14 protein-coding genes and 3 rRNA genes are annotated in these 21550 nt (G+C 67.5%); 11 read left to right on the top strand and 6 right to left on the bottom strand.

The window, feature by feature from the left end:
• Window positions 1–9 precede the first annotated feature (9 nt).
• Window positions 10–519 (top strand): NUDIX domain-containing protein, encoded by a 510-nt coding sequence (locus tag OG472_RS10720; protein WP_401609638.1) that lies wholly within the window; start codon window positions 10–12, stop codon window positions 517–519.
• 87 nt (window positions 520–606) lie between these two features.
• On the opposite strand, the gene OG472_RS10715 is transcribed toward OG472_RS10720, so the two are convergent.
• The 4 genes from OG472_RS10715 to OG472_RS10700 form a co-directional block, all read right to left on the bottom strand.
• A complete protein-coding gene (locus tag OG472_RS10715; protein WP_401609641.1) occupies window positions 607–1044 on the bottom strand; it encodes an SRPBCC domain-containing protein in 438 nt (145 codons plus the stop codon).
• Window positions 1045–1080: 36 nt separating this feature from the next.
• Complete coding sequence (locus OG472_RS10710) at window positions 1081–1425, bottom strand: metalloregulator ArsR/SmtB family transcription factor (protein WP_351162346.1); 345 nt, start codon at window positions 1423–1425, stop codon at window positions 1081–1083.
• Window positions 1422–1895 (bottom strand): SRPBCC domain-containing protein, encoded by a 474-nt coding sequence (locus OG472_RS10705; protein WP_401609643.1) that lies wholly within the window; start codon window positions 1893–1895, stop codon window positions 1422–1424. The genes OG472_RS10710 and OG472_RS10705 overlap by 4 nt, the downstream gene beginning before the upstream one ends.
• A gap of 151 nt (window positions 1896–2046) precedes the next feature.
• On the bottom strand, window positions 2047–4638 hold the full coding sequence (locus OG472_RS10700; protein ID WP_405941350.1) for a glycoside hydrolase family 31 protein: 2592 nt from the start codon (window positions 4636–4638) through the stop codon (window positions 2047–2049).
• 221 nt (window positions 4639–4859) lie between these two features.
• On the opposite strand from OG472_RS10700, the gene OG472_RS10695 reads away from it, so the two are divergent.
• Together OG472_RS10695 and OG472_RS10690 are read left to right on the top strand one after the other, a co-directional pair.
• Window positions 4860–6836 carry an acetoacetate--CoA ligase gene (locus OG472_RS10695; RefSeq protein WP_401609648.1) on the top strand — a complete coding sequence of 659 codons (1977 nt, stop codon included), beginning with the start codon at window positions 4860–4862 and terminating at the stop codon, window positions 6834–6836.
• Between the two features lie 75 nt (window positions 6837–6911).
• A complete protein-coding gene (locus OG472_RS10690) occupies window positions 6912–7811 on the top strand; it encodes a hypothetical protein (RefSeq protein WP_405941349.1) in 900 nt (299 codons plus the stop codon).
• Between the two features lie 76 nt (window positions 7812–7887).
• Here the strand turns inward: OG472_RS10690 and ptsP are convergent, their stop codons facing one another.
• Together ptsP and OG472_RS10680 are read right to left on the bottom strand one after the other, a co-directional pair.
• Window positions 7888–9558, bottom strand: a complete 1671-nt coding sequence (gene ptsP / locus OG472_RS10685) for a phosphoenolpyruvate--protein phosphotransferase (RefSeq protein WP_401609652.1) — start codon at window positions 9556–9558, stop codon at window positions 7888–7890.
• Window positions 9559–9637: 79 nt separating this feature from the next.
• A complete protein-coding gene (locus OG472_RS10680) occupies window positions 9638–10087 on the bottom strand; it encodes a PTS glucose transporter subunit IIA (RefSeq protein ID WP_361769327.1) in 450 nt (149 codons plus the stop codon).
• Window positions 10088–10819: 732 nt separating this feature from the next.
• Between OG472_RS10680 and OG472_RS10675 the strand changes: the two genes are divergently transcribed.
• The 8 genes from OG472_RS10675 (at window position 10820) to OG472_RS10640 (ending at window position 21491) form a co-directional block, all read left to right on the top strand.
• Window positions 10820–12344, top strand: a 16S ribosomal RNA gene (locus OG472_RS10675).
• Between the two features lie 284 nt (window positions 12345–12628).
• A 23S ribosomal RNA gene (locus tag OG472_RS10670) occupies window positions 12629–15752 on the top strand.
• Window positions 15753–15828: 76 nt separating this feature from the next.
• Window positions 15829–15945 (top strand): 5S ribosomal RNA (gene rrf / locus OG472_RS10665).
• The 16S, 23S and 5S rRNA genes sit together here, the layout of an rRNA operon.
• A 137-nt stretch (window positions 15946–16082) precedes the next feature.
• Window positions 16083–16673 carry a CDP-alcohol phosphatidyltransferase family protein gene (locus tag OG472_RS10660; protein WP_383574018.1) on the top strand — a complete coding sequence of 197 codons (591 nt, stop codon included), beginning with the start codon at window positions 16083–16085 and terminating at the stop codon, window positions 16671–16673.
• Window positions 16674–16773: 100 nt separating this feature from the next.
• A complete protein-coding gene (locus OG472_RS10655; protein WP_401612701.1) occupies window positions 16774–19269 on the top strand; it encodes a sugar phosphate nucleotidyltransferase in 2496 nt (831 codons plus the stop codon).
• A gap of 112 nt (window positions 19270–19381) precedes the next feature.
• Window positions 19382–20290 (top strand): DUF881 domain-containing protein, encoded by a 909-nt coding sequence (locus OG472_RS10650; protein ID WP_401612704.1) that lies wholly within the window; start codon window positions 19382–19384, stop codon window positions 20288–20290.
• Window positions 20287–20619 carry a small basic family protein gene (locus tag OG472_RS10645; protein WP_030722407.1) on the top strand — a complete coding sequence of 111 codons (333 nt, stop codon included), beginning with the start codon at window positions 20287–20289 and terminating at the stop codon, window positions 20617–20619. Before OG472_RS10650 ends, OG472_RS10645 begins: the two co-directional genes overlap by 4 nt.
• Window positions 20620–20624: 5 nt before the next feature.
• Window positions 20625–21491, top strand: a complete 867-nt coding sequence (locus OG472_RS10640; protein ID WP_401612707.1) for a DUF881 domain-containing protein — start codon at window positions 20625–20627, stop codon at window positions 21489–21491.
• Window positions 21492–21550: the final 59 nt, after the last annotated feature.

Genomic DNA, 21550 nt, shown 5'->3' with positions numbered 1-21550 from the left:
CATCGCCGGATGCCGGCACAGCTGAAGGACTCGCACTGCTCCACCTGCGGAGCGCCCTACTCCACCCAGGCGTGGCCCCGCTCCTGCACCGCCTGCGGGGCGACCGCCTACCGCAACCCGCTCCCCGTGGCCGTCACCCTCCTCCCCGTCGAGGATGTTGACGGCACCGGCCTCGTGGTCATCACCCGCACCATCGAACCGGCCCTCGGCGGCGTCGCCCTCCCCGGCGGCTTCATCGACTTCGGCGAGGACTGGCGCGACGCGGTCGTCCGCGAGCTTCGCGAGGAGACCGGCATCACGGCCCCGGCCTCCGAGGTCACCCTGGCCGACGCCCTGAGTTCCCCGGCGGGCCACCTCCTCCTCTTCGGCCTCCTCCCGGTCCGCCCGGCGGCGGACCTCCCCGCCTCGAAGCCGACGGACGAGACCACCGGCTGGCACGTCCTGCACGCCCCGTCACCCCTGGCCTTCCCCCTCCACACCCAGGCGGCGGCGTCCTGGTTCGCGGGCAAGTACACCTGAGCCCGATGCCCGATGCCCTGAGCCCGACGCCTGAGAGCCGGTCCGGCCTTCGGGCGTCGGGCTCGTGACGGCCCCGCAGCGGTGGCGTCAGTGCCAGTTGCCGATCTGCACGTCGCGCGGATGCGGCGCGCCGGAGCCCGTCTCCAGCAGGGACTTCAGGCTCATCAGGAAGATCGCCCACTTGGTGCTGCAGTGGTTCATGAACTCGACCGGTTCGCGCCAGCCCGCGTGCGCGAACATGAGGATCGTCCACTCGCCGTCCTGGGTCAGGTCGAAGCCGACCGTGGTCCCGACCCACTCGGCCGGACCGTCGACGACCTCCCACAGCACCCGTGCGTTCGGCTGCAGGTCGAGCACCTTCATGTCGAAGCCGCCGAGGTCGCCGAACCGGAACTCCAGGACGCCATCGCCGGTCCCGCTCGTGTCGGTCGTCCACCACGCGGCCAGACCCTCGACCGTGGTGAGTGCTTCGTACACCTTCTCCGGGCTCGCGGTGATGCCTACCCGGTGCAGGATGTCCACCATCTCGCTCTCCTCACTTCTCCGTGTCGCTTCTCCGTGTCACTTTTCTGCGTCCTTGGCCCGCTGGATCGCTTCGGCGAGGCTCTTGACGCGCCGCAGGCGGGCGTCCCACATCTCGCCGACCGAGTTCAGCTGCGCCACGGCCCGGGCCAGCTGGGCCTCGTCCACCTGGTAGCGCTTCTCCCGTCCCGCCGGCGCGGACCGGACCAGCCCGACCCGGTCGAGCACGGCCAGGTGTTTGGTCACGGCCTGCCTGGTCACCGGCAGGTGCGCGCTGAGGGTCGTCGCGGTCCCCTGGCCGTCGGCCAGCAGCAGGTCGATCATCCGGCGCCGGGTCGGGTCGCCTATCGCGGACCACAGGTCGTCGTCGACGGCGGTGCTCATCGTGCGGCCGCCAGCCGGTCGGCGGTCGCGACCAGGCGCGGCAGGTAGAAGTCCCAGCCCTGCCGGTGGTCGTTGTAGTGGGCTTCGAGCACGGCCGCCTCCCAGCCCCGCTCGCGGAAGCCGCTCTCGCGGAAGCGGACCGTGGTTCCCGTCCCCGCGGGGGCGAGCTCGAAGGTCACCAGCAGCGAGTTGCCCGGACCCGCCGCCTCCGTCTCCGTCTCGTCGTAGGTCCACCGGAACGAGAACATCCGGGGCGGGTCGGCCTCGACGACCGTGAAGGGCGCGGACTGGCGCCGCCCGGTGTCCTGATCCGTCCACGTGAGACGGGCCGTCGCGCCCGCGGCCGGCTCGAACGCGGTGGTCTCGGCGCTCCACCACTCCCGGATGTGCTCGGGGCTGCTGAGCACCTCGAACACCACCTCGGGCGAGGCGTCGATGTGCAGCTCGCGCTCGATGCTCCCGTACTCCACGGCCGTCTCCCTCTTTCGCAACCTTCGGTTGCATGTAAAGCTAGCCCTCCTCCGACGGATATGCAACCGATGGTTGCGTATCCGTCGGAGGAGGCTACGACGCCCTGGTCCCGCACGGCCACCGGTCCGTACGGCCACCGGTCCGGTGCGCCTACAGGCCCCGTACGGTGACCCCCTCCACCCGGTTCCCCGTCTCGTCCTCCACCACCACCGCGTCCCCCAGCCACCGCACCGTGTACCGCTCCACCTCACCCGCCTCGAAGCCCGGCCCCGGGTCCCGGATCACCACCCCGCCTCCCGTACGCCCGCGCGCCGGAGCCCAGACCTCCAGCTGCACCCCGTCCCCGGAGGCGGCACGCACCGGCAGGAGGGCCCCCGCCCGTGCCAGCACCGGGATCCGGCCCTGCGGGGCGTCCAGCAGGATCTGTCCCGGGCCCTCGTACGCCGCCCCGGTCGCGGTGTCGTACCACCGGCCCCGTGGCAGCCGTACCGCCCGCCGGTCCGCCCCGCACTCCAGCACCGGCGCGACCAGCAGCGCGTCGCCCAGCAGGAACGCGTCCTCGCAGTCCCGCAGTCGCCGCTCCTCCGGCGTCCCCCACCACACCGGCCGTACGTACGGGGCACCCGTCCGCCGCGCCAGGTGCGCCAGCGTCACGAAGTACGGCCGCAGCCGCTCCCGCTCCGCCATCACCGCCGCCGCCTGCTCCGCGACCTCGGGCCCGAACTCCCACGGCTCCCGCCGTCCCGCCCAGATCGCCGAGTGGGTCCGGAACAGCGGCAGGTACGACCCCAGTTGCAGCCACCGCACGTACAACTCCGGCGAGGGCGAGCCGCCGAAACCACCCACGTCCGGGCCCGAGTACGGCACCCCGCACAATCCGAGCCCCAACGCCAGCGCCAGTGAGGCCCGCAGCCCCTCCCAGCTGGTCTCCACATCGCCCGACCAGGTGCCCCCGTACCGCTGCATCCCCGCCCAGCCCGACCGGGAGAACAGGAACGGCCGCTCGGCCGGGCGCAGCCGCAGCAGCCCCTCCCACCCCGCCCGCGCCATGCCCAGCGCATACACGTTGTGCCCTTCGCGATGGTCCCCGCCGGCCCCGTCCATCGCGTGCCGCGCCGACCGCGGCAACGTGGCGTCCCCGAACGGCGCGAAGGACACCGGCTCGTTCATGTCGTGCCAGAAACCGGCGAAGCCCTGCGCGAGCCTCTCCTCGTACAGCCCGCCCCACCACTCCCGCACGGCCGGATCCGTGAAGTCCGGATACGCGCACTCGCCCGGCCACACCTCGCCGCGCACCTCCTCGCCCCGCGCGTCCCGCACGAAGGCGCCCGCCGGCCCCACCGCAGCCCCCGACACGTGCACGGCGTCCCCCGTCTTCACCGCCGGATCCACGATGGAGACCAGCCGTACCCCCTGCTCCCGCAACTCCCTGGCCAGCCCCGGCAGATCGGGGAAGGCCTGCTCGTCCACCGTGAACACCCGGTGCCCGTCGTAGTGGTCGATGTCCAGATGTACGGCCGACAGCGCGAGCCCGCGCGAGGCGTACCCCTCGACCACCCGCCGCACCTCCGCCGCGCTCCCGAACCCCCACCGCGCGTGCTGGTACCCCAGCGCCCACTCCGGCGGCACCGCGGCCGCACCCGTCAGCGCCGACCAGCCCTGCAGCACCCGCGCCGGCGTCCCCACCAGCACCCAGCACCGCAGCGGCCCGCCCTCCATGCGCAGTTCGCTCGCCCCGGGGCGGTCCGCCCCCGAGCCCGCACCCTCCTCGCCCTCCCGCAGCACCACCCGCCCGTCCCAGGTGTTGTCGTGGAAGAGCAGGTGCGTCCCCGCGTCCGCGACCACCATCTGCACCGGCATCGTCAGGTACAGCGGATCGACACCCGGCCCGAAGCCCCCCTTCGGGTCCGTGTTCCACAGCCGGTACGTCCCGTCCCGCAGCCGCGGCCCCGCGGCCCGCCCGCCCAGCCCGAAGAACCGCGCATCGGCCGCCACCTCACTGCGCTGCACCCACCGGCCCCCACGCCCCAGGCCCACCCCGCGCCCGCCGGACCCGTCCGCAGCCTTTCCCTCCGCGACCGCGCTGTCCCCGGAGATCCCGCCTCCGCCCACGGCCCGCCCGCCAGTCCCGTCCACGGGCGTCCCGTGCCCCACCGCCCTTTCCTGGTAGGTCCCGTCCCGGGAGGTCCCGTTCCCGTAGGCCTCGTCCCCGACCGCGCCGCCGCCGACGGTCCCGGCCCCGGGTGCCCCGGCCCCACCCGCAGCCTCCCCGGCGAGGGGAACCGGCTCCCACCACCGCGGCGGCGCCTCCCGCCGCAGCACCGTCCCGCCCGGGGTGCGCACCTCCACCGCCCCGTGCCGGGACACCGCCACCGTGACCCGTTCCGACACCACCCGCCAGCCGCCCCCGGTGTCCGGCTCCAGCACGGCCCGCGGATCCGGCTCCGGCCCGTCGCCCACCACCGCGTACGAGGGCGTCGGCCCGGCCCCGTCCCAGCCCCAGAACACCGCGCCGCCCACCGTGACCCGTACCAGCAGCTCCGAGCGCGCGAACCGCAGCACACCCCCGCCCGGGCGGGGCTCCGTGCCGGTCAGCAGCCCCGGCACGCGCGCCCGCTCCGCGCCCCGGCGTGGGAGCCCCACCGTGTCCGCGCGCCGGTGGCGCCAGGCCGAAAGCCAGGCGCGCCGTCCGCGCTCCGTACCGATGTCCTTCACCGCACGCACCAGATCACGACCGTTCATGCCGCTCACCCTGCCACCGGCCCCCGGCCGAGGGGACTGCGTTCAACTGCCGTTCACCCGGCAGCGGCACCCTCCGCAGGTCACCCGACCGGCCAGGACAGACCTGGTGCAGCGGTCGATCACATGGCATCGTCCCTGTGAGCCGCCGCGCGTACACCCCCCGCGCGATGGCACCGTACGCACACGAAGCGCGAGCCGCAGACTTGACCGGGAGCCGACCCATGACCTCAGCCACGCAGCCGGAACCCCTCTGGGCGCCGGGCCCCGACCGGATCGCCGCGGCCCGGATCACCGCCTTCCAGGCGTGGGCCGCCGAGCGCCACGGGGCCCCCGCCGACGGCGGCTACCCCGCCCTGCACCGCTGGTCCGTCGACGAGCTCGACACCTTCTGGCAGGCCGTCGCCGAGTGGTTCGACGTCCGCTTCACCACCCCGTACGAATCGGTCCTCGCCGACCGCTCCATGCCGGGCGCACGCTGGTTCACCGGAGCCACCCTCAACTACGCCGAGCACGCCCTGCGCGCCGCCGAGGACCCGGCCCGCGCCGGCGATGCCGCCCTGCTGTACGTGGACGAGACCCACGAGGTCACCCCGGTCAGCTGGGCCGAGCTCCGCCGCCAGGTCGGCTCGCTCGCCGCCGAACTGCGCGCCCTCGGCGTACGCCCCGGCGACCGGGTCAGCGGCTACCTCCCCAACATCCCCGAGGCCACCGTCGCCCTCCTCGCGACCGCCGCCGTCGGCGGTGTCTGGACCTCCTGCGCCCCCGACTTCGGCGCCCGCAGCGTCCTCGACCGCTTCCAGCAGGTCGAGCCCGTCGTCCTGTTCACCGTGGACGGCTACCGCTACGGCGGCAAGCAGCACGACCGCCGCGACACCGTCGCCGAACTCCGCGCCGAGCTCCCCTCCCTGCGCGCGGTCGTCCACATCCCGCTCCTCGGCACGCCCGCCCCCGAGGGCGCCCTCGACTGGTCCGCCCTCACCGCCGCCGACACCGAGCCCGTCTTCGAGGCGGTCCCCTTCGACCACCCCCTCTGGGTGCTGTACTCCTCCGGTACGACGGGCCTGCCCAAGGCCATCGTCCAGTCGCAGGGCGGCATCCTCCTCGAACACCTCAAGCAGCTCGGCCTGCACTGCGACCTGGGGCCGGAGGACCGGTTCTTCTGGTACACCTCCACCGGCTGGATGATGTGGAACTTCCTCGTCTCCGGACTGCTCACCGGCACGACGGTCGTCCTCTACGACGGCAGCCCCGGCTACCCCGACACGGGCGCCCAGTGGCGCATCGCCGAGCGGACGAAGGCCACCCTGTACGGCACCTCCGCCGCGTACGTCATGGCCTGCCGCAAGGCCGAGGTGCACCCGGCGCGCGACTTCGACCTCTCCGCCGTGAAGTGCGTGGCCACCACCGGCTCCCCGCTCCCGCCCGACGGCTTCCGCTGGCTCCACGACGAGGTGGCCGAGGACCTCTGGATCGCCTCCGTCAGCGGCGGCACCGACGTCTGCAGCTGCTTCGCGGGCGCCGTCCCCACCCTCCCCGTGCACATCGGCGAGCTCCAGGCGGCCTGCCTCGGCACGGACCTCCAGTCCTGGGACCCCTCGGGCAAGCCGGTCACGGGCGAGGTGGGCGAACTCGTTGTCACCAACCCCATGCCGTCCATGCCGATCCACTTCTGGAACGACCCCGACGGCAGCCGCTACCGCGACAGCTACTTCGAGATGTTCCCGGGGGTCTGGCGCCACGGGGACTGGATCACGATCACCGACCACGGCTCGGTGATCATCCACGGCCGCTCCGACTCCACCCTCAACCGCCAGGGCGTCCGGATGGGGTCCGCCGACATCTACGAGGCCGTCGAGCGGCTCCCCGAGATCAAGGAGTCCCTGGTCATCGGGCTGGAGGAGCCGAACGGCGGCTACTGGATGCCGCTCTTCGTGCACCTCGCCCCCGGCGCCACCCTCGACGAGGACCTGCGCGCCCGGATCAAGGCCACGATCCGCGAGGAACTCTCCCCGCGCCACGTCCCCGACGAGATCATCGAGGTCCCGGGCATCCCGCACACCCTCACCGGCAAGCGCATCGAGGTCCCGGTCAAGCGCCTCCTCCAGGGCACGCCCCTGGCCAAGGCGGTCAACCCGGGCTCCGTGGACAACCTGGACCTCCTCCACTTCTACGAGGAGCTGGCCCGCACCCGCGGCTGACGCATTCGCCGCGGTCACTGTCAGTGGTGACGATTACTCTGAGTGAGCAGGAGATCGCATCACTCAGGGGGAGCCATGCCACGCAGGAACGACCACGACACGGACAGGCGCCGCACGCTGCGCCGCGAAGTTCCCAGCACCCTCGGCCTGCTGGCCGACGCCGGGGACTTCGCGGCCATGTGCGGCTACCGCAGCTTCACGTTCGACCACCCCGCCGACTACGCCGAGTACCTCCGCCACGTCGACGGCCTGCTCCGGTCCCTCGCGGCCCGGGGCATCCACACCACCGTCGCCCTCTTCGACCCCGACGAGTACGCCGAGTACTGCGGGGAACACGGCCTCGACCCCGACACGGCCGAGACCCGCACCCGCTTCACCGCGGAGCTCGCCGGCAGCAGCGCCGTCCTGCCGTACACCGGCCAGCCCGTCGACGAGATCGTCCCGCTCCTCATCGACGAGGCGGTCCGCCAGGCCACCTGGGAATACGCCACCACCCTCCTCGCCGGGATCGGCCGCTGCGCGGACTGCGGCGAGGACATCGGCCACGCCTCCTTCGACCGTGCCTCCGACGCGCTCAAACGCCTCGTCGCCGGCGCCGGGCCCGGCCACCACCACTTCGTCTGCAGCATCCCGACCGAAGCGGAACAGCTCGTCGCCGTCCTCCACGCCGAGACCACCGAGGACCCGGACACCCCGCCCCGCATCGAGGGCCGCGAAGGCCTCGACTTCGTGACCGTGCTGGCCGCCGGGCTCGCCCAGGGCGGACCCGGGGGACTGGTGGTGCGGAGCACCGTCAATGACCGCGACCGGGTCCACGGCTGGCGCCTGGACCGCGGCCGCCTCGTCGCACTCTCGGCCGCAGCCGTCTTCAACGCCTACTGCACGGACGCCGACACGGGGGAGCCCGTCGCCCCAGAACCAGGCGTCGAATACTGCCCGGGCTACGAAGTGGACACCCCGGGCCCCCACCACTAGGCCGTCCAAAGCCCTCGACGCCCGAGGGGCCCTCGCCACCGGCGAGGGCCCCTCGGGGAACGACGATCCGTCCGGTCTATTCGCCGGAGAGCACCGCCTGCGCGGCCACGCGGGCCTCCTCGGCGCTGTCCGCCGCCCGGGCGGCCGCCGCGGCACGCTCGCACTGGGCGAGCGTGTACTTCGCGAGCGTCGCCCGCACATAGGGAATCGACGCGGCACCCATGGACAGGGAGGTGACACCCAGACCCGTCAGCACACAGGCCAGCAGTGGGTCCGAAGCGGCCTCACCACAGACACCGCAGCTCTTGCCCTCGGCCCTGGCCGCGTCGGCCGACATGGCGATGAGGTCGAGCAGTGCCGGCTGCCACGGGTCCTGCAGCCGCGACACCGCACCCACCTGCCGGTCCGCGGCGAAGGCGTACTGCGCGAGGTCGTTCGTACCCAGCGACAGGAACTCGACCTCCTGCAGGATCGAGCGCGCCCGGAGCGCGGCGGAGGGGATCTCCACCATCGCGCCGAACTTGGCCTTGAGCCCCGCCTCCCGGCAGGCGTCCGCGAACGCCTTGGCATCGATGCGGTCGGCGACCATCGGGGCCATGACCTCGAGGTAGACCGGCAGCCCCTCGGCCGCCTTGGCCAGCGCGGTGAGCTGCGTACGCAGCACGTCCGGGTGGTCCAGCAGCGAGCGCAGCCCGCGTACGCCGAGCGCCGGGTTCGGCTCGTCGGCCGGAGTCAGGAAGTCCAGCGGCTTGTCGGCGCCGGCGTCCAGCACCCGCACGACGACACGCCCCTCGGGAAACGCCTCGAGCACCTTGCGGTAGGACTCGATCTGCTTCTCCTCCGACGGCGCCTTCTTGCTGTCGTCCAGGAACAGGAACTCGGTGCGGAACAGACCCACACCCTCCGCCCCCGCCTCGACGGCCGCCGGTACGTCGGCGGGACCGCCGACATTGGCCAGCAGCGGCACCTTGTGGCCGTCGGAGGTCGCACCCGGACCCGACGAGGCGGCGAGGGCCGCCCTGCGCTCGGCGGCCGCCGCCTCCAGCTCGGCCCGCTTCTCCGCGGTGGGCTCGACGAACAGGTCACCGGTGCTGCCGTCGACGGCGATGACCGTACCCTCGGCGATCTCACCGGCACCCGGCAGCGCCACGATCGCCGGCACGCCCAGCGCCCGCGCGAGGATCGCGCTGTGGCTGGTCGGCCCGCCCTCCTCGGTCACGAAACCGAGGACGAGCGTCGGGTCCAGCAGCGCCGTGTCGGCGGGAGCCAGGTCCCGCGCGATCAGCACGTACGGCTCGTCACTGTCGGGCACGCCGGGCATCGGCACACCGAGCAGCCGCGCCACGATGCGGTTGCGCACGTCGTCCAGGTCGGCCACCCGGCCGGCCATGTACTCGCCGGCCCCCGCGAGCAGATCGCGGTAGGCGGCGAAGGCGTCGTACACGCCCCGCTCGGCTGTGCTGCCGACGGCGATCCGCCGGTCGACGTCCGCCATCAGCTCAGGGTCCTCGGCGATCATCGCCTGGGCCTCGAGCACGTGCTGGGCCTCGCCACCGGCCAGCTGGCCACGCGCGATCAGATCGGCCGCCACAGCACTCACCGCCTGACGGGCGCGCCCCTGCTCGCGCTCCGCCTCGTCCGCGGTGATCTGCTTGGCCGGCGGTTCCAGGACCGCCGTGCCCATGTGCCGCACCTCGCCGATCGCCACACCGTGGCTCACGCCGACGCCTCGCAGCGTTGTCTCCATTTCACCCGTCTCCGATTGAGCGGCGGGCCGAGCCGCCGCGGTGGATGTCCGACTCACTCGCCCATGACGGGCGGAAGCGTCACTGCCAGCTGAAGAGTGCGTCGTCAGCCTTCACATCGCCGGAGTCGACGACGTCGGAGAGAGAATCGGCCGTCGCCTCGAGCGCCACGACGGGGCAGATGGGCGACTTGCCGGCGGCCTCGACCGCAGCGGGGTTCCAGCGGATGACGGCCTGGCCGCGGGTCACGGTGTCGCCCTTGTTCACCAGCAGCTCGAAGCCCTCGCCGTTGAGCTGAACCGTGTCGATCCCGAGGTGCGTGAGTACGCCGTGGCCCTCGCTGTCGACTACTACGTACGCGTGCGGGTGCAGGGAGACGACCACACCGTCGACGGGGGACACCGCCTCCGAGGGCTCGCGCACGGGGTCGATGGCGGTGCCCGGTCCCACCATCGCGCCGGAGAACACCGGATCGGGCACTGCCGCGAGTCCGATGGCGATCCCGGCAAGTGGGGACGTCACGCTGGTCATGGGGGCCTCCCAGGGGTGGGGCTCATCGTGTCGCCGTCACTGCCTGTCGCGAACGGCGTACTCTTCTGAAGGATATGTCACTTGATGTTCGGGTTCGCCCGATGTAGGTCCCGGTCCGGGCTGACCCTTAGGCACGGAGACTAGTGGACTAGACCGGTGGACTAGACCATACGCCTGAATCGATTTGCTTGGGCACTACGGGGCCTGTACTGTCGTGACTCCCGCCAGGACGCCTCGTGTGAACTTTTCGCGAACGGCAGATGGACGGGACTCCTCCTCTTCCTCAACGATCTTGATCTCCGTCCGTCTTTTCGTATGCCTTTTCGGTAATACGGCGAGTGGTCAGAGGGCCGGGAAATCGCTGATAGAGTCGGAATCGCCGGAAAGGGAAAGCGCGAAAGCGCGGGAACTGGAAAGCATCGAGGAAGTCGGGCCCGAGAGAGTCTGATAGAGTCGGAAACGCAGGAACACAGAACGAAAGCCCGGAGGAAAGCCCGAGAGGGTGAGTACAAAGGAAGCGTCCGTTCCTTGAGAACTCAACAGCGTGCCAAAAATCAACGCCAGAAGTTGATACCCCGTCCACTTCGGTGGATGAGGTTCCTTTGAAAAAGTCCTGTCGGGCCTTCGGGCACTGGCAGGCAATTACACAGCGAGGACGTTGTGGCGCGTCGGTCTTATTCCGACATGACGTGCCCGCTCTAAGTGATGTGTGCACCCGATTACGGGTAAACATTCATGGAGAGTTTGATCCTGGCTCAGGACGAACGCTGGCGGCGTGCTTAACACATGCAAGTCGAACGATGAAGCCCTTCGGGGTGGATTAGTGGCGAACGGGTGAGTAACACGTGGGCAATCTGCCCTTCACTCTGGGACAAGCCCTGGAAACGGGGTCTAATACCGGATACCACTCCTGCCTGCATGGGCGGGGGTTGAAAGCTCCGGCGGTGAAGGATGAGCCCGCGGCCTATCAGCTTGTTGGTGGGGTAATGGCCCACCAAGGCGACGACGGGTAGCCGGCCTGAGAGGGCGACCGGCCACACTGGGACTGAGACACGGCCCAGACTCCTACGGGAGGCAGCAGTGGGGAATATTGCACAATGGGCGAAAGCCTGATGCAGCGACGCCGCGTGAGGGATGACGGCCTTCGGGTTGTAAACCTCTTTCAGCAGGGAAGAAGCGAAAGTGACGGTACCTGCAGAAGAAGCGCCGGCTAACTACGTGCCAGCAGCCGCGGTAATACGTAGGGCGCAAGCGTTGTCCGGAATTATTGGGCGTAAAGAGCTCGTAGGCGGCTTGTCACGTCGGATGTGAAAGCCCGAGGCTTAACCTCGGGTCTGCATTCGATACGGGCTAGCTAGAGTGTGGTAGGGGAGATCGGAATTCCTGGTGTAGCGGTGAAATGCGCAGATATCAGGAGGAACACCGGTGGCGAAGGCGGATCTCTGGGCCATTACTGACGCTGAGGAGCGAAAGCGTGGGGAGCGAACAGGATTAGATACCCTGGTAGTCCACGCCGTAAACGTTGGGAACTAGGTGTTGGCGACATTCCACGTCGTCGGTGCCGCAGCTAACGCATTAAGTTCCCCGCCTGGGGAGTACGGCCGCAAGGCTAAAACTCAAAGGAATTGACGGGGGCCCGCACAAGCGGCGGAGCATGTGGCTTAATTCGACGCAACGCGAAGAACCTTACCAAGGCTTGACATATACCGGAAAGCATTAGAGATAGTGCCCCCCTTGTGGTCGGTATACAGGTGGTGCATGGCTGTCGTCAGCTCGTGTCGTGAGATGTTGGGTTAAGTCCCGCAACGAGCGCAACCCTTGTCCTGTGTTGCCAGCATGCCCTTCGGGGTGATGGGGACTCACAGGAGACCGCCGGGGTCAACTCGGAGGAAGGTGGGGACGACGTCAAGTCATCATGCCCCTTATGTCTTGGGCTGCACACGTGCTACAATGGCCGGTACAATGAGCTGCGATACCGTGAGGTGGAGCGAATCTCAAAAAGCCGGTCTCAGTTCGGATTGGGGTCTGCAACTCGACCCCATGAAGTCGGAGTCGCTAGTAATCGCAGATCAGCATTGCTGCGGTGAATACGTTCCCGGGCCTTGTACACACCGCCCGTCACGTCACGAAAGTCGGTAACACCCGAAGCCGGTGGCCCAACCCGTAAGGGAGGGAGCTGTCGAAGGTGGGACTGGCGATTGGGACGAAGTCGTAACAAGGTAGCCGTACCGGAAGGTGCGGCTGGATCACCTCCTTTCTAAGGAGCACAGTACCGATTGCAGACAAACGTTCTGCACGGTCAGCTCATGGGTGGAACGTTGATTAGTTGGCATCTTCGGTCTGATGGTTCTCGAGTACTGCTTCGGCGTGGAAAGAGGAGACGGATGAACGGGGATGCTTGGCACGTTGTTGGGTCCTGAAGGTACGGCCGTAAGGTCATGTCTTCAGTGCCGGCCCCAGTGAACTTGTTCTCCTTGAGGGAGCAGGGTGATGGGTGGCTGGTCGTTGTTTGAGAACTACACAGTGGACGCGAGCATCTGTGGCCAAGTTTTTAAGGGCGCACGGTGGATGCCTTGGCACCAGGAACCGATGAAGGACGTGAGAGGCCGCGATAGGCCCCGGGGAGCTGCCAACTGAGCTTTGATCCGGGGGTGTCCGAATGGGGAAACCCGGCAGTCGTCATGGGCTGTCACCCATGCCTGAACACATAGGGCATGTGGAGGGAACGCGGGGAAGTGAAACATCTCAGTACCCGCAGGAAGAGAAAACAACCGTGATTCCGGGAGTAGTGGCGAGCGAAACCGGATGAGGCCAAACCGTATGCGTGTGATACCCGGCAGGGGTTGCGCATGCGGGGTTGTGGGAATGAGCTTGATCGGTCTGCCGGCCGGTCGGCGAGTCAGAAACCGTTGATGTAGTCGAAGGACATGCGAAAGGTCCGGCGTAGAGGGTAAGACCCCCGTAGACGAAACATCAGCGGCTTGCTTGCTCATCTCCCAAGTAGCACGGGGCCCGAGAAATCCCGTGTGAATCTGGCGGGACCACCCGCTAAGCCTAAATATTCCCTGGTGACCGATAGCGGATAGTACCGTGAGGGAATGGTGAAAAGTACCGCGGGAGCGGAGTGAAATAGTACCTGAAACCGTGTGCCTACAAGCCGTGGGAGCGTCGCCGTCATTCTTCGGAATGACGGTCGTGACTGCGTGCCTTTTGAAGAATGAGCCTGCGAGTTAGCGGTGTGTAGCGAGGTTAACCCGTGTGGGGAAGCCGTAGCGAAAGCGAGTCCGAATAGGGCGATTGAGTTGCACGCTCTAGACCCGAAGCGGAGTGATCTAGCCATGGGCAGGTTGAAGCGGAGGTAAGACTTCGTGGAGGACCGAACCCACCAGGGTTGAAAACCTGGGGGATGACCTGTGGTTAGGGGTGAAAGGCCAATCAAACTCCGTGATAGCTGGTTCTCCCCGAAATGCATTTAGGTGCAGCGTCGTGTGTTTCTTGCCGGAGGTAGAGCACTGGATAGGCGATGGGCCCTACCGGGTTACTGACCTTAGCCAAACTCCGAATGCCGGTAAGTGAGAGCACGGCAGTGAGACTGTGGGGGATAAGCTCCATGGTCGAGAGGGAAACAGCCCAGAGCATCGACTAAGGCCCCTAAGCGTACGCTAAGTGGGAAAGGATGTGGAGTCGCAGAGACAACCAGGAGGTTGGCTTAGAAGCAGCCACCCTTGAAAGAGTGCGTAATAGCTCACTGGTCAAGTGATTCCGCGCCGACAATGTAGCGGGGCTCAAGCGTACCGCCGAAGTCGTGTCATTGCAGCAATAGGGCCAACGCCCGCTGTGATGGGTAGGGGAGCGTCGTGTGCCGGGTGAAGCAGCAGCGGAAGCTAGTTGTGGACGGTTCACGAGTGAGAATGCAGGCATGAGTAGCGATACACACGTGAGAAACGTGTGCGCCGATTGACTAAGGGTTCCTGGGTCAAGCTGATCTGCCCAGGGTAAGTCGGGACCTAAGGCGAGGCCGACAGGCGTAGTCGATGGACAACCGGTTGATATTCCGGTACCCGCTTTGAAACGCCCAATATCGAATCAGGCGATGCTAAGTCCGTGAAGCCGTTCCGGACCCTTCGGGGAAAGGAAAGTGGTGGAGCCGACGAACCAGACTTGTAGTAGGTAAGCGATGGGGTGACGCAGGAAGGTAGTCCAGCCCGGGCGGTGGTTGTCCCGGGGTAAGGGTGTAGGCCGAGGGGTAGGCAAATCCGTCCCTCATATAAGGCTGAGACCTGATGCCGAGCCGATTGTGGTGAAGTGGATGATCCTATGCTGTCGAGAAAAGCCTCTAGCGAGTTTCATGGCGGCCCGTACCCTAAACCGACTCAGGTGGTCAGGTAGAGAATACCGAGGCGTTCGGGTGAACTATGGTTAAGGAACTCGGCAAAATGCCCCCGTAACTTCGGGAGAAGGGGGGCCATCACTGGTGAAGGAACTTGCTTCCTGAGCTGGGGGTGGCCGCAGAGACCAGCGAGAAGCGACTGTTTACTAAAAACACAGGTCCGTGCGAAGCCGTAAGGCGATGTATACGGACTGACGCCTGCCCGGTGCTGGAACGTTAAGGGGACCGGTTAGTGCGCTTTCGGGCGTGCGAAGCTGAGAACTTAAGCGCCAGTAAACGGCGGTGGTAACTATAACCATCCTAAGGTAGCGAAATTCCTTGTCGGGTAAGTTCCGACCTGCACGAATGGCGTAACGACTTCTCGACTGTCTCAACCATAGGCCCGGTGAAATTGCACTACGAGTAAAGATGCTCGTTTCGCGCAGCAGGACGGAAAGACCCCGGGACCTTTACTACAGTTTGATATTGGTGTTCGGTTCGGCTTGTGTAGGATAGGTGGGAGACTGTGAAACCCCAACGCCAGTTGGGGTGGAGTCATCGTTGAAATACCACTCTGGTCGTGCTGGATGTCTAACCTCGGTCCGTGATCCGGATCAGGGACAGTGTCTGATGGGTAGTTTAACTGGGGCGGTTGCCTCCCAAAGGGTAACGGAGGCGCCCAAAGGTTCCCTCAGCCTGGTTGGCAATCAGGTGTTGAGTGTAAGTGCACAAGGGAGCTTGACTGTGAGACCGACGGGTCGAGCAGGGACGAAAGTCGGGACTAGTGATCCGGCGGTGGCTTGTGGAAGCGCCGTCGCTCAACGGATAAAAGGTACCCCGGGGATAACAGGCTGATCTTCCCCAAGAGTCCATATCGACGGGATGGTTTGGCACCTCGATGTCGGCTCGTCGCATCCTGGGGCTGGAGTCGGTCCCAAGGGTTGGGCTGTTCGCCCATTAAAGCGGTACGCGAGCTGGGTTTAGAACGTCGTGAGACAGTTCGGTCCCTATCCGCTGTGCGCGTAGGAATATTGAGAAGGGCTGTCCCTAGTACGAGAGGACCGGGACGGACGAACCTCTGGTGTGCCAGTTGTCCTGCCAAGGGCATGGCTGGTTGGCTACGTTCGGGAGGGATAACCGCTGAAAGCATCTAAGCGGGAAGCCTGCTTCAAGATGAGTATTCCCACCTCCTTGAGAGGGTAAGGCTCCCAGTAGACGACTGGGTTGATAGGCCAGATGTGGAAGCCCGGTAACGGGTGAAGCTGACTGGTACTAATAGGCCGAGGGCTTGTCCTCAGTTGCTCGCGTCCACTGTGTTAGTTCTGAAATAACGAACAGCTGTGTCCATGCCAGCGTTCAAATTTCATAGTGTTTCGGTGGTCATAGCGTTAGGGAAACGCCCGGTTACATTCCGAACCCGGAAGCTAAGCCTTTCAGCGCCGATGGTACTGCAGGGGGGACCCTGTGGGAGAGTAGGACGCCGCCGAACAATCATTGCGGGAAGCCCCGCACCAAACCCTCGGGTTCGGTGCGGGGCTTTTCTGCGTTCAGGACACGTGTGCGGTCTCCTGTAGGGTCAGGGGGCATCGAACGACCGTTTTCTACAGTCACAGTGGAGGCCCCCGGGTGGAGGTCCAGGAGACTCGGGTTCAGACTGACCGAATTTTCACCATTCCGAACGTCCTGAGCATGGCTCGCCTGGCCGGCGTGCCCCTGTTCCTGTGGCTGATCCTTGCGGAGTACGACGGATGGGCCCTGGCCGTCCTCATGCTCAGCGGGATCAGCGACTACCTCGACGGGAAGCTCGCGCGGCGCTGGAATCAGATCAGCAAGCTCGGCCGGCTGCTGGATCCGGCTGCGGACCGCCTCTACATCCTGTCGACGCTCTTCGGTCTGACCTATCGCGAGCTGCTGCCGCTGTGGCTCACCGGGGCACTGCTCTTGCGTGAGCTGATGTTGCTGGTCATGGTGTGGATCCTGCGCCGTCACGGCTATCCGCCGCCGCAGGTCAACTTCCTCGGCAAGGCGGCGACCTTCAACCTGATGTACGCGTTTCCCTTGCTGCTGCTCAGTGATGGCACGGGTTGGTTGGCCTGGTTGGGGTCAGTTTTCGGATGGGCGTTCGCGGGATGGGGTACAACCCTCTATTGGTGGGCAGGAATCCTTTACGTGGTTCAAGTCCGCCGTCTCGTGAAGGCTGACGCCACGGCCGATTGAGCCCGACCGGCGCCGGATGACGCGGAAGAGTCGCGGAGTCACCGACCGAGACGGGTGAGAGTCGGCACGACTGTCATCTCTCAAGGAGGATTCTTCCGACATGAAGGCCGTCGTGATGGCCGGTGGCGAAGGTACGCGTCTTCGTCCCATGACCTCAAGCATGCCCAAGCCGCTCCTGCCGGTGGCCAACCGGCCGATCATGGAGCACGTGCTCAGGCTGCTCAAGCGCCATGGGCTCAGCGAGACCGTGGTCACCGTGCAGTTCCTGGCGTCGCTCGTCAAGAACTACTTCGGGGATGGCGAAGAGCTCGGAATGGAGCTCACCTATGCCAACGAGGAGAAGCCACTCGGCACTGCCGGCAGTGTGAAGAATGCCGAGGAGGCCTTGAAGGATGACGCCTTCGTCGTCATTTCCGGCGATGCGCTCACCGACTTCGACCTCACCGATCTGATCCGCTTCCACAAGGAGAAGGGCGCACTCGTCACGGTGTGCCTGACCCGGGTGCCGAACCCGCTGGAATTCGGCATCACGATCGTGGACGAGGAGGGCAAGGTCGAGCGCTTCCTCGAGAAGCCGACCTGGGGCCAGGTGTTCTCCGACACCGTCAACACCGGCATCTACGTCATGGAGCCCGAGGTCTTCAATTACGTGGATCCGGATGTCTCCGTCGACTGGTCCGGCGATGTCTTCCCGCAGCTGATGAAGGAAGGCCGGCCCATCTACGGCTACGTGGCCGAGGGCTACTGGGAGGACGTGGGCACCCACGAGAGCTACGTCAAGGCGCAGGCCGACGTGCTCGAGGGCAAGGTCGACATCGAGATGGACGGCTTCGAGATCTCGCCCGGGGTGTGGATCGCCGAAGGCGCCGAGGTGAGTCCGGACGCGGTGCTGCGCGGGCCGCTGTACATCGGTGACTACGCCAAGATCGAGGCCGGCGTGGAGATCCGCGAGCACACCGTCATCGGATCGAACGTCGTCGTCAAGAGCGGGGCCTTCCTGCACAGGGCCGTCATCCACGACAACGTCTACATCGGGCCCCACAGCAATCTCCGCGGCTGTGTCATCGGCAAGAACACCGACATTATGCGTTCCGCGCGGATCGAGGACGGGGCCGTCATCGGTGACGAGTGCCTCGTCGGTGAGGAATCGATCGTTCAGGGGAACGTGCGGGTCTATCCCTTCAAGACGATCGAGGCCGGCGCCTTCGTCAACACGTCCGTCATCTGGGAGTCCCGCGGGCAGGCCCATCTGTTCGGTGCCCGGGGAGTCTCCGGGATCCTGAACGTCGAGATCACCCCCGAGCTGGTGGTCCGGCTCGCCGGCGCCTATGCGACCACCCTGAAGAAGGGGGCGACGGTCACCACGGCCCGTGACCACTCCCGAGGCGCGAGAGCGCTCAAGCGGGCCGTGATCTCGGCGCTGCAGGCCAGCGCGATCAACGTACGGGACCTGGAGAACGTACCGCTGCCGGTCGCGCGGCAGCAGACCGCGCGAGGCACCGCCGGCGGGATCGTGCTCCGGACCTCGCCGGGTGTGCCGGACTCCGTGGACATCATGTTCCTGGACGAGCGCGGAGCGGACCTCTCGCTCCAGCAGCAGCGCAAGCTGGACCGGGTGTACGCACGCCAGGAGTACCGGCGTGCCTTCCCCGGCGAGATCGGCGACCTGCAGTTCCCGGGCAGCGTCTTCGACGCCTACACGGGCTCGCTGCTGCGGCGGGTGGACACCACCGGGATCGGCGATGCCGGGCTCAAGGTGGTCGTGGACGCCTCCAACGGCAGCGCCGGGCTCGTACTGCCGAGCCTCCTCGGGCGGCTCGGTGTGGACGCCCTGACGATCAATCCCGGGCTCGACGAGTCCAGGCCGACCGAGACCAGCGAGTCCCGGCGGGCCGGGCTGGTGCGGCTCGGGGAGATCGTCGCCTCGGCGCGGGCGGCCTTCGGGGTGCGTTTCGACCCGGTGGGCGAGCGGATCTCCCTCGTGGACGAGCGCGGACGGATCATCGAGGACGACCGCGCGCTGCTGGTGATGCTCGACCTGGTGGCCGCGGAGAAGCGCAGCGGCAAGGTCGCGCTGCCGGTGACCACGACACGGGTCGCCGAGCAGGTGGCGGCGTACCACGGCACACAGGTGGAGTGGACGACGACGTCGCCCGACGACCTGACCCGGGTCGGGCGGGCGGAGAACACCATCTTCGGCGGGGACGGCCGGGGCGGCTTCATCGTTCCGGAGTTCAGCAGCGTCTTCGACGGTTCGGCGGCCTTCGTGCAGCTGCTCGGTCTGGTGGCGCGCACCCAGCTCACGCTGAGCCAGATCGACGCCCGGATTCCGCGGGCCCACGTGCTCAAGCGCGACGTTCCGACGCCGTGGGCGGTGAAGGGGCTCGTCATGCGGCGGGTCGTGGAGGCCGCCGGCGACCGGCAGGTGGACACCACCGACGGGGTACGGGTGGTCGAGGCCGACGGCCGGTGGGCGCTGGTCCTGCCGGACCCGGCGGAGGCGGTCACCCACCTGTGGGCCGAAGGTCCCGACGACGCCACCGCGCAGGCCCTGCTCGACGAGTGGGCGGCCGTGGTGGACGGGGCCGGGCACTGAGCGCCGGTCGTCGCGTGACCGCGTAGGACAGAGTCCGGTGGGCCGGGTGCGGGAGTCCCGCTCCGGTCCGCCGGACGGACGCATTGGGTGTGTACGGCGCCGACATGCGACGATGTGCGGCATGTCGCAGCCGCCCCACAACCGGACTCCGGCGTCTTCTGCGCCCCCGCGCCCGGACGCTTCCATGTCGCTGCTGACGCACGTGATGGACCACAGTCTCGACGAGGGCTACGCGGAGACCACGGCCCGGCGCCAGGCGGACGGAACGGCGGGCCTGCCCCGCCCCCTCAAGGCCAAACTGGGGCTCGCCGCCGGGCTCGTGATCACCGCCATGGTCGTCACGCTCGGTGCGGCCGAGGCGCGGATAGCCGCTCCCGTGCTGGCCAAGGAGCGTCACGAGCTGATCGACCGGGTGGAGCGGGCCGACGAGCGCGCGGACGGCCTGGAGCGGCAGATCGACAGCCTGAGGACGAATGTCGCGGCCCGCCAGCGTGCGGCGCTGAAGCAGCCAGGCGGGGGCCAGGGCGAGCTCGTGGCGCTGCTGGCCGGTGCCACGGAGGTCCGCGGGCCCGGGATCAAGCTGGTCGTGGACGATGCGAAGGGCGCCTCTTCCGGAGGCGGTGGCAAGCCGCGTGAGAGCGCCGGCTTCTCGGACACGGGCCGGCTCCGCGACCGCGACATGCAGAAGATCGTCAACGGGCTGTGGCAGTCCGGGGCGGAAGCCGTCTCCATCAACGGGCAGCGACTCACGGAACTGTCGGCGATCAGGGCCGCGGGTGACGCGATACTGGTCGACAACAGGCCGCTGGTGCCGCCGTACGAGGTGCTGGCGGTGGGGGACAAGAAGCGGCTCGGCACGACCTTCCAGGACTCCGCGGACGGCCAGTACCTGCACGTGCTGCAGGAGAGCTACGGGATCCGCTACACCCTGTCCGCCGCGGACGAGGTGCGGCTGCCGGCCGCGTCGAGCCTGACCGTACGTACAGCTACACCGGTAGAGCAGCAGAAGGGTGCATCGTGATCGCGGTACTGGGCCTCTTGGCCGGAGTGGTGGTCGGACTTCTGGTCCGGCCCGAAGTACCGGCCGTGGTGGAGCCTTATCTGCCGATCGCCGTGGTGGCGGCGCTGGACGCGGTGTTCGGCGGTCTGCGCGCGATGCTGGACGGGATCTTCGTCGACAAGGTCTTCGTGGTGTCGTTCCTGTCGAACGTGGTCGTGGCGGCGCTGATCGTCTTCCTCGGTGACAAGCTCGGCGTCGGCTCGCAGCTGTCCACGGGCGTGGTCGTGGTCTTCGGCATCCGCATCTTCTCCAACGCCGCGGCCATCCGCCGGCACGTGTTCCGGGCGTGAGGCCGATGAGTACGAACGACAGTCCCGAGGAGTCGGGGCCGGAGCCTGCAGGGCAGCCGCCGAAGGACGTGCCTGCGCAGCCCGCGCAGCAGCCTGAGCAGCAGCCTGAGCAGGAGCCCGAGCAGGAGCCCGCGCAGGCCGCCGCTCAGACCGAGGAGACCGGCCGGCAGCGGCTCGCGGCCGGGCTGTGGCCGCCGCGGGTGAGCCGGGCCCAACTGATCGTCGCGCTGCTGCTGTTCGTCCTGGGGCTGGGGCTGGCCATCCAAGTCCGGTCGAACAGCGACTCCAGCGCGCTGCGCGGGGCGCGCCAGGAGGACCTCGTACGGATCCTGGACGAGCTCGACGGGCGGACCAAGCGCCTGGAAGAGGAGAAGCAGGCGCTGGAGGATCAGCGCAAGGAGCTGGAGAGCAGCTCCAACCAGGCCGAGGAGGCCCGCAAGCAGACCGTGGAGAAGGAGCGTCAACTCGGGATCCTGGCCGGTACGGTGGCAGCGCAGGGACCGGGCATCACGCTGAAGATCACCGATCCCACGGGGCAGGTGCAGTCCGACCAGCTGCTGGACACCCTTCAGGAGCTGCGGGCGGCAGGGGCCGAGGCGATCCAGATCAACGGCGTGCGCATCGTGGCCGGCTCGTACTTCTCCGACGAGAACGGCGCAATCGCCATCGACGGTAAGAAGATCACGCAACCCTACGAGTTCAGGGTGATCGGCAAGCCCCAGGATCTGGAGCCCGCGCTCAACATCCCCGGTGGTGTCGTCCAGACGCTGGAGAAGGAGCAGGCGACCGTTGCCGTCACACGGTCGGCGAAGATCGTTGTGGATGCCTTGCGGGCTGCGAAGCAGCCTGACTACGCTCGGTCGTCATCGTGAGGAACGGGAGTGGAGGGTGGAGCGGCTCACGCGGGCGGATGCCTGCGGGGGGTCGGCGC

It is taken from the genome of Streptomyces sp. NBC_00207 (assembly GCF_045160965.1).
GTDB lineage: Bacteria > Actinomycetota > Actinomycetes > Streptomycetales > Streptomycetaceae > Streptomyces.
This window is presented reverse-complemented; position numbering and strand designations above follow the sequence as displayed.

Bases quoted from the DNA above. Each gene is read 5' to 3' on its own strand.
- OG472_RS10680 (WP_361769327.1), bottom strand. From the start codon at position 10,087: ATGACCAGCGTGACGTCCCCACTTGCCGGGATCGCCATCGGACTCGCG.
- OG472_RS10640 (WP_401612707.1), top strand. From the start codon at position 20,625: ATGAGTACGAACGACAGTCCCGAGGAGTCGGGGCCGGAGCCTGCAGGG.
- ptsP (WP_401609652.1), bottom strand. From the start codon at position 9,558: ATGGAGACAACGCTGCGAGGCGTCGGCGTGAGCCACGGTGTGGCGATC.
- OG472_RS10700 (WP_405941350.1), bottom strand. From the start codon at position 4,638: ATGAACGGTCGTGATCTGGTGCGTGCGGTGAAGGACATCGGTACGGAG.
- OG472_RS10715 (WP_401609641.1), bottom strand. From the start codon at position 1,044: ATGGTGGACATCCTGCACCGGGTAGGCATCACCGCGAGCCCGGAGAAG.
- OG472_RS10710 (WP_351162346.1), bottom strand. From the start codon at position 1,425: ATGAGCACCGCCGTCGACGACGACCTGTGGTCCGCGATAGGCGACCCG.
- OG472_RS10650 (WP_401612704.1), top strand. From the start codon at position 19,382: ATGTGCGGCATGTCGCAGCCGCCCCACAACCGGACTCCGGCGTCTTCT.
- OG472_RS10690 (WP_405941349.1), top strand. From the start codon at position 6,912: ATGCCACGCAGGAACGACCACGACACGGACAGGCGCCGCACGCTGCGC.
- OG472_RS10720 (WP_401609638.1), top strand. From the start codon at position 10: ATGCCGGCACAGCTGAAGGACTCGCACTGCTCCACCTGCGGAGCGCCC.
- OG472_RS10655 (WP_401612701.1), top strand. From the start codon at position 16,774: ATGAAGGCCGTCGTGATGGCCGGTGGCGAAGGTACGCGTCTTCGTCCC.
- OG472_RS10695 (WP_401609648.1), top strand. From the start codon at position 4,860: ATGACCTCAGCCACGCAGCCGGAACCCCTCTGGGCGCCGGGCCCCGAC.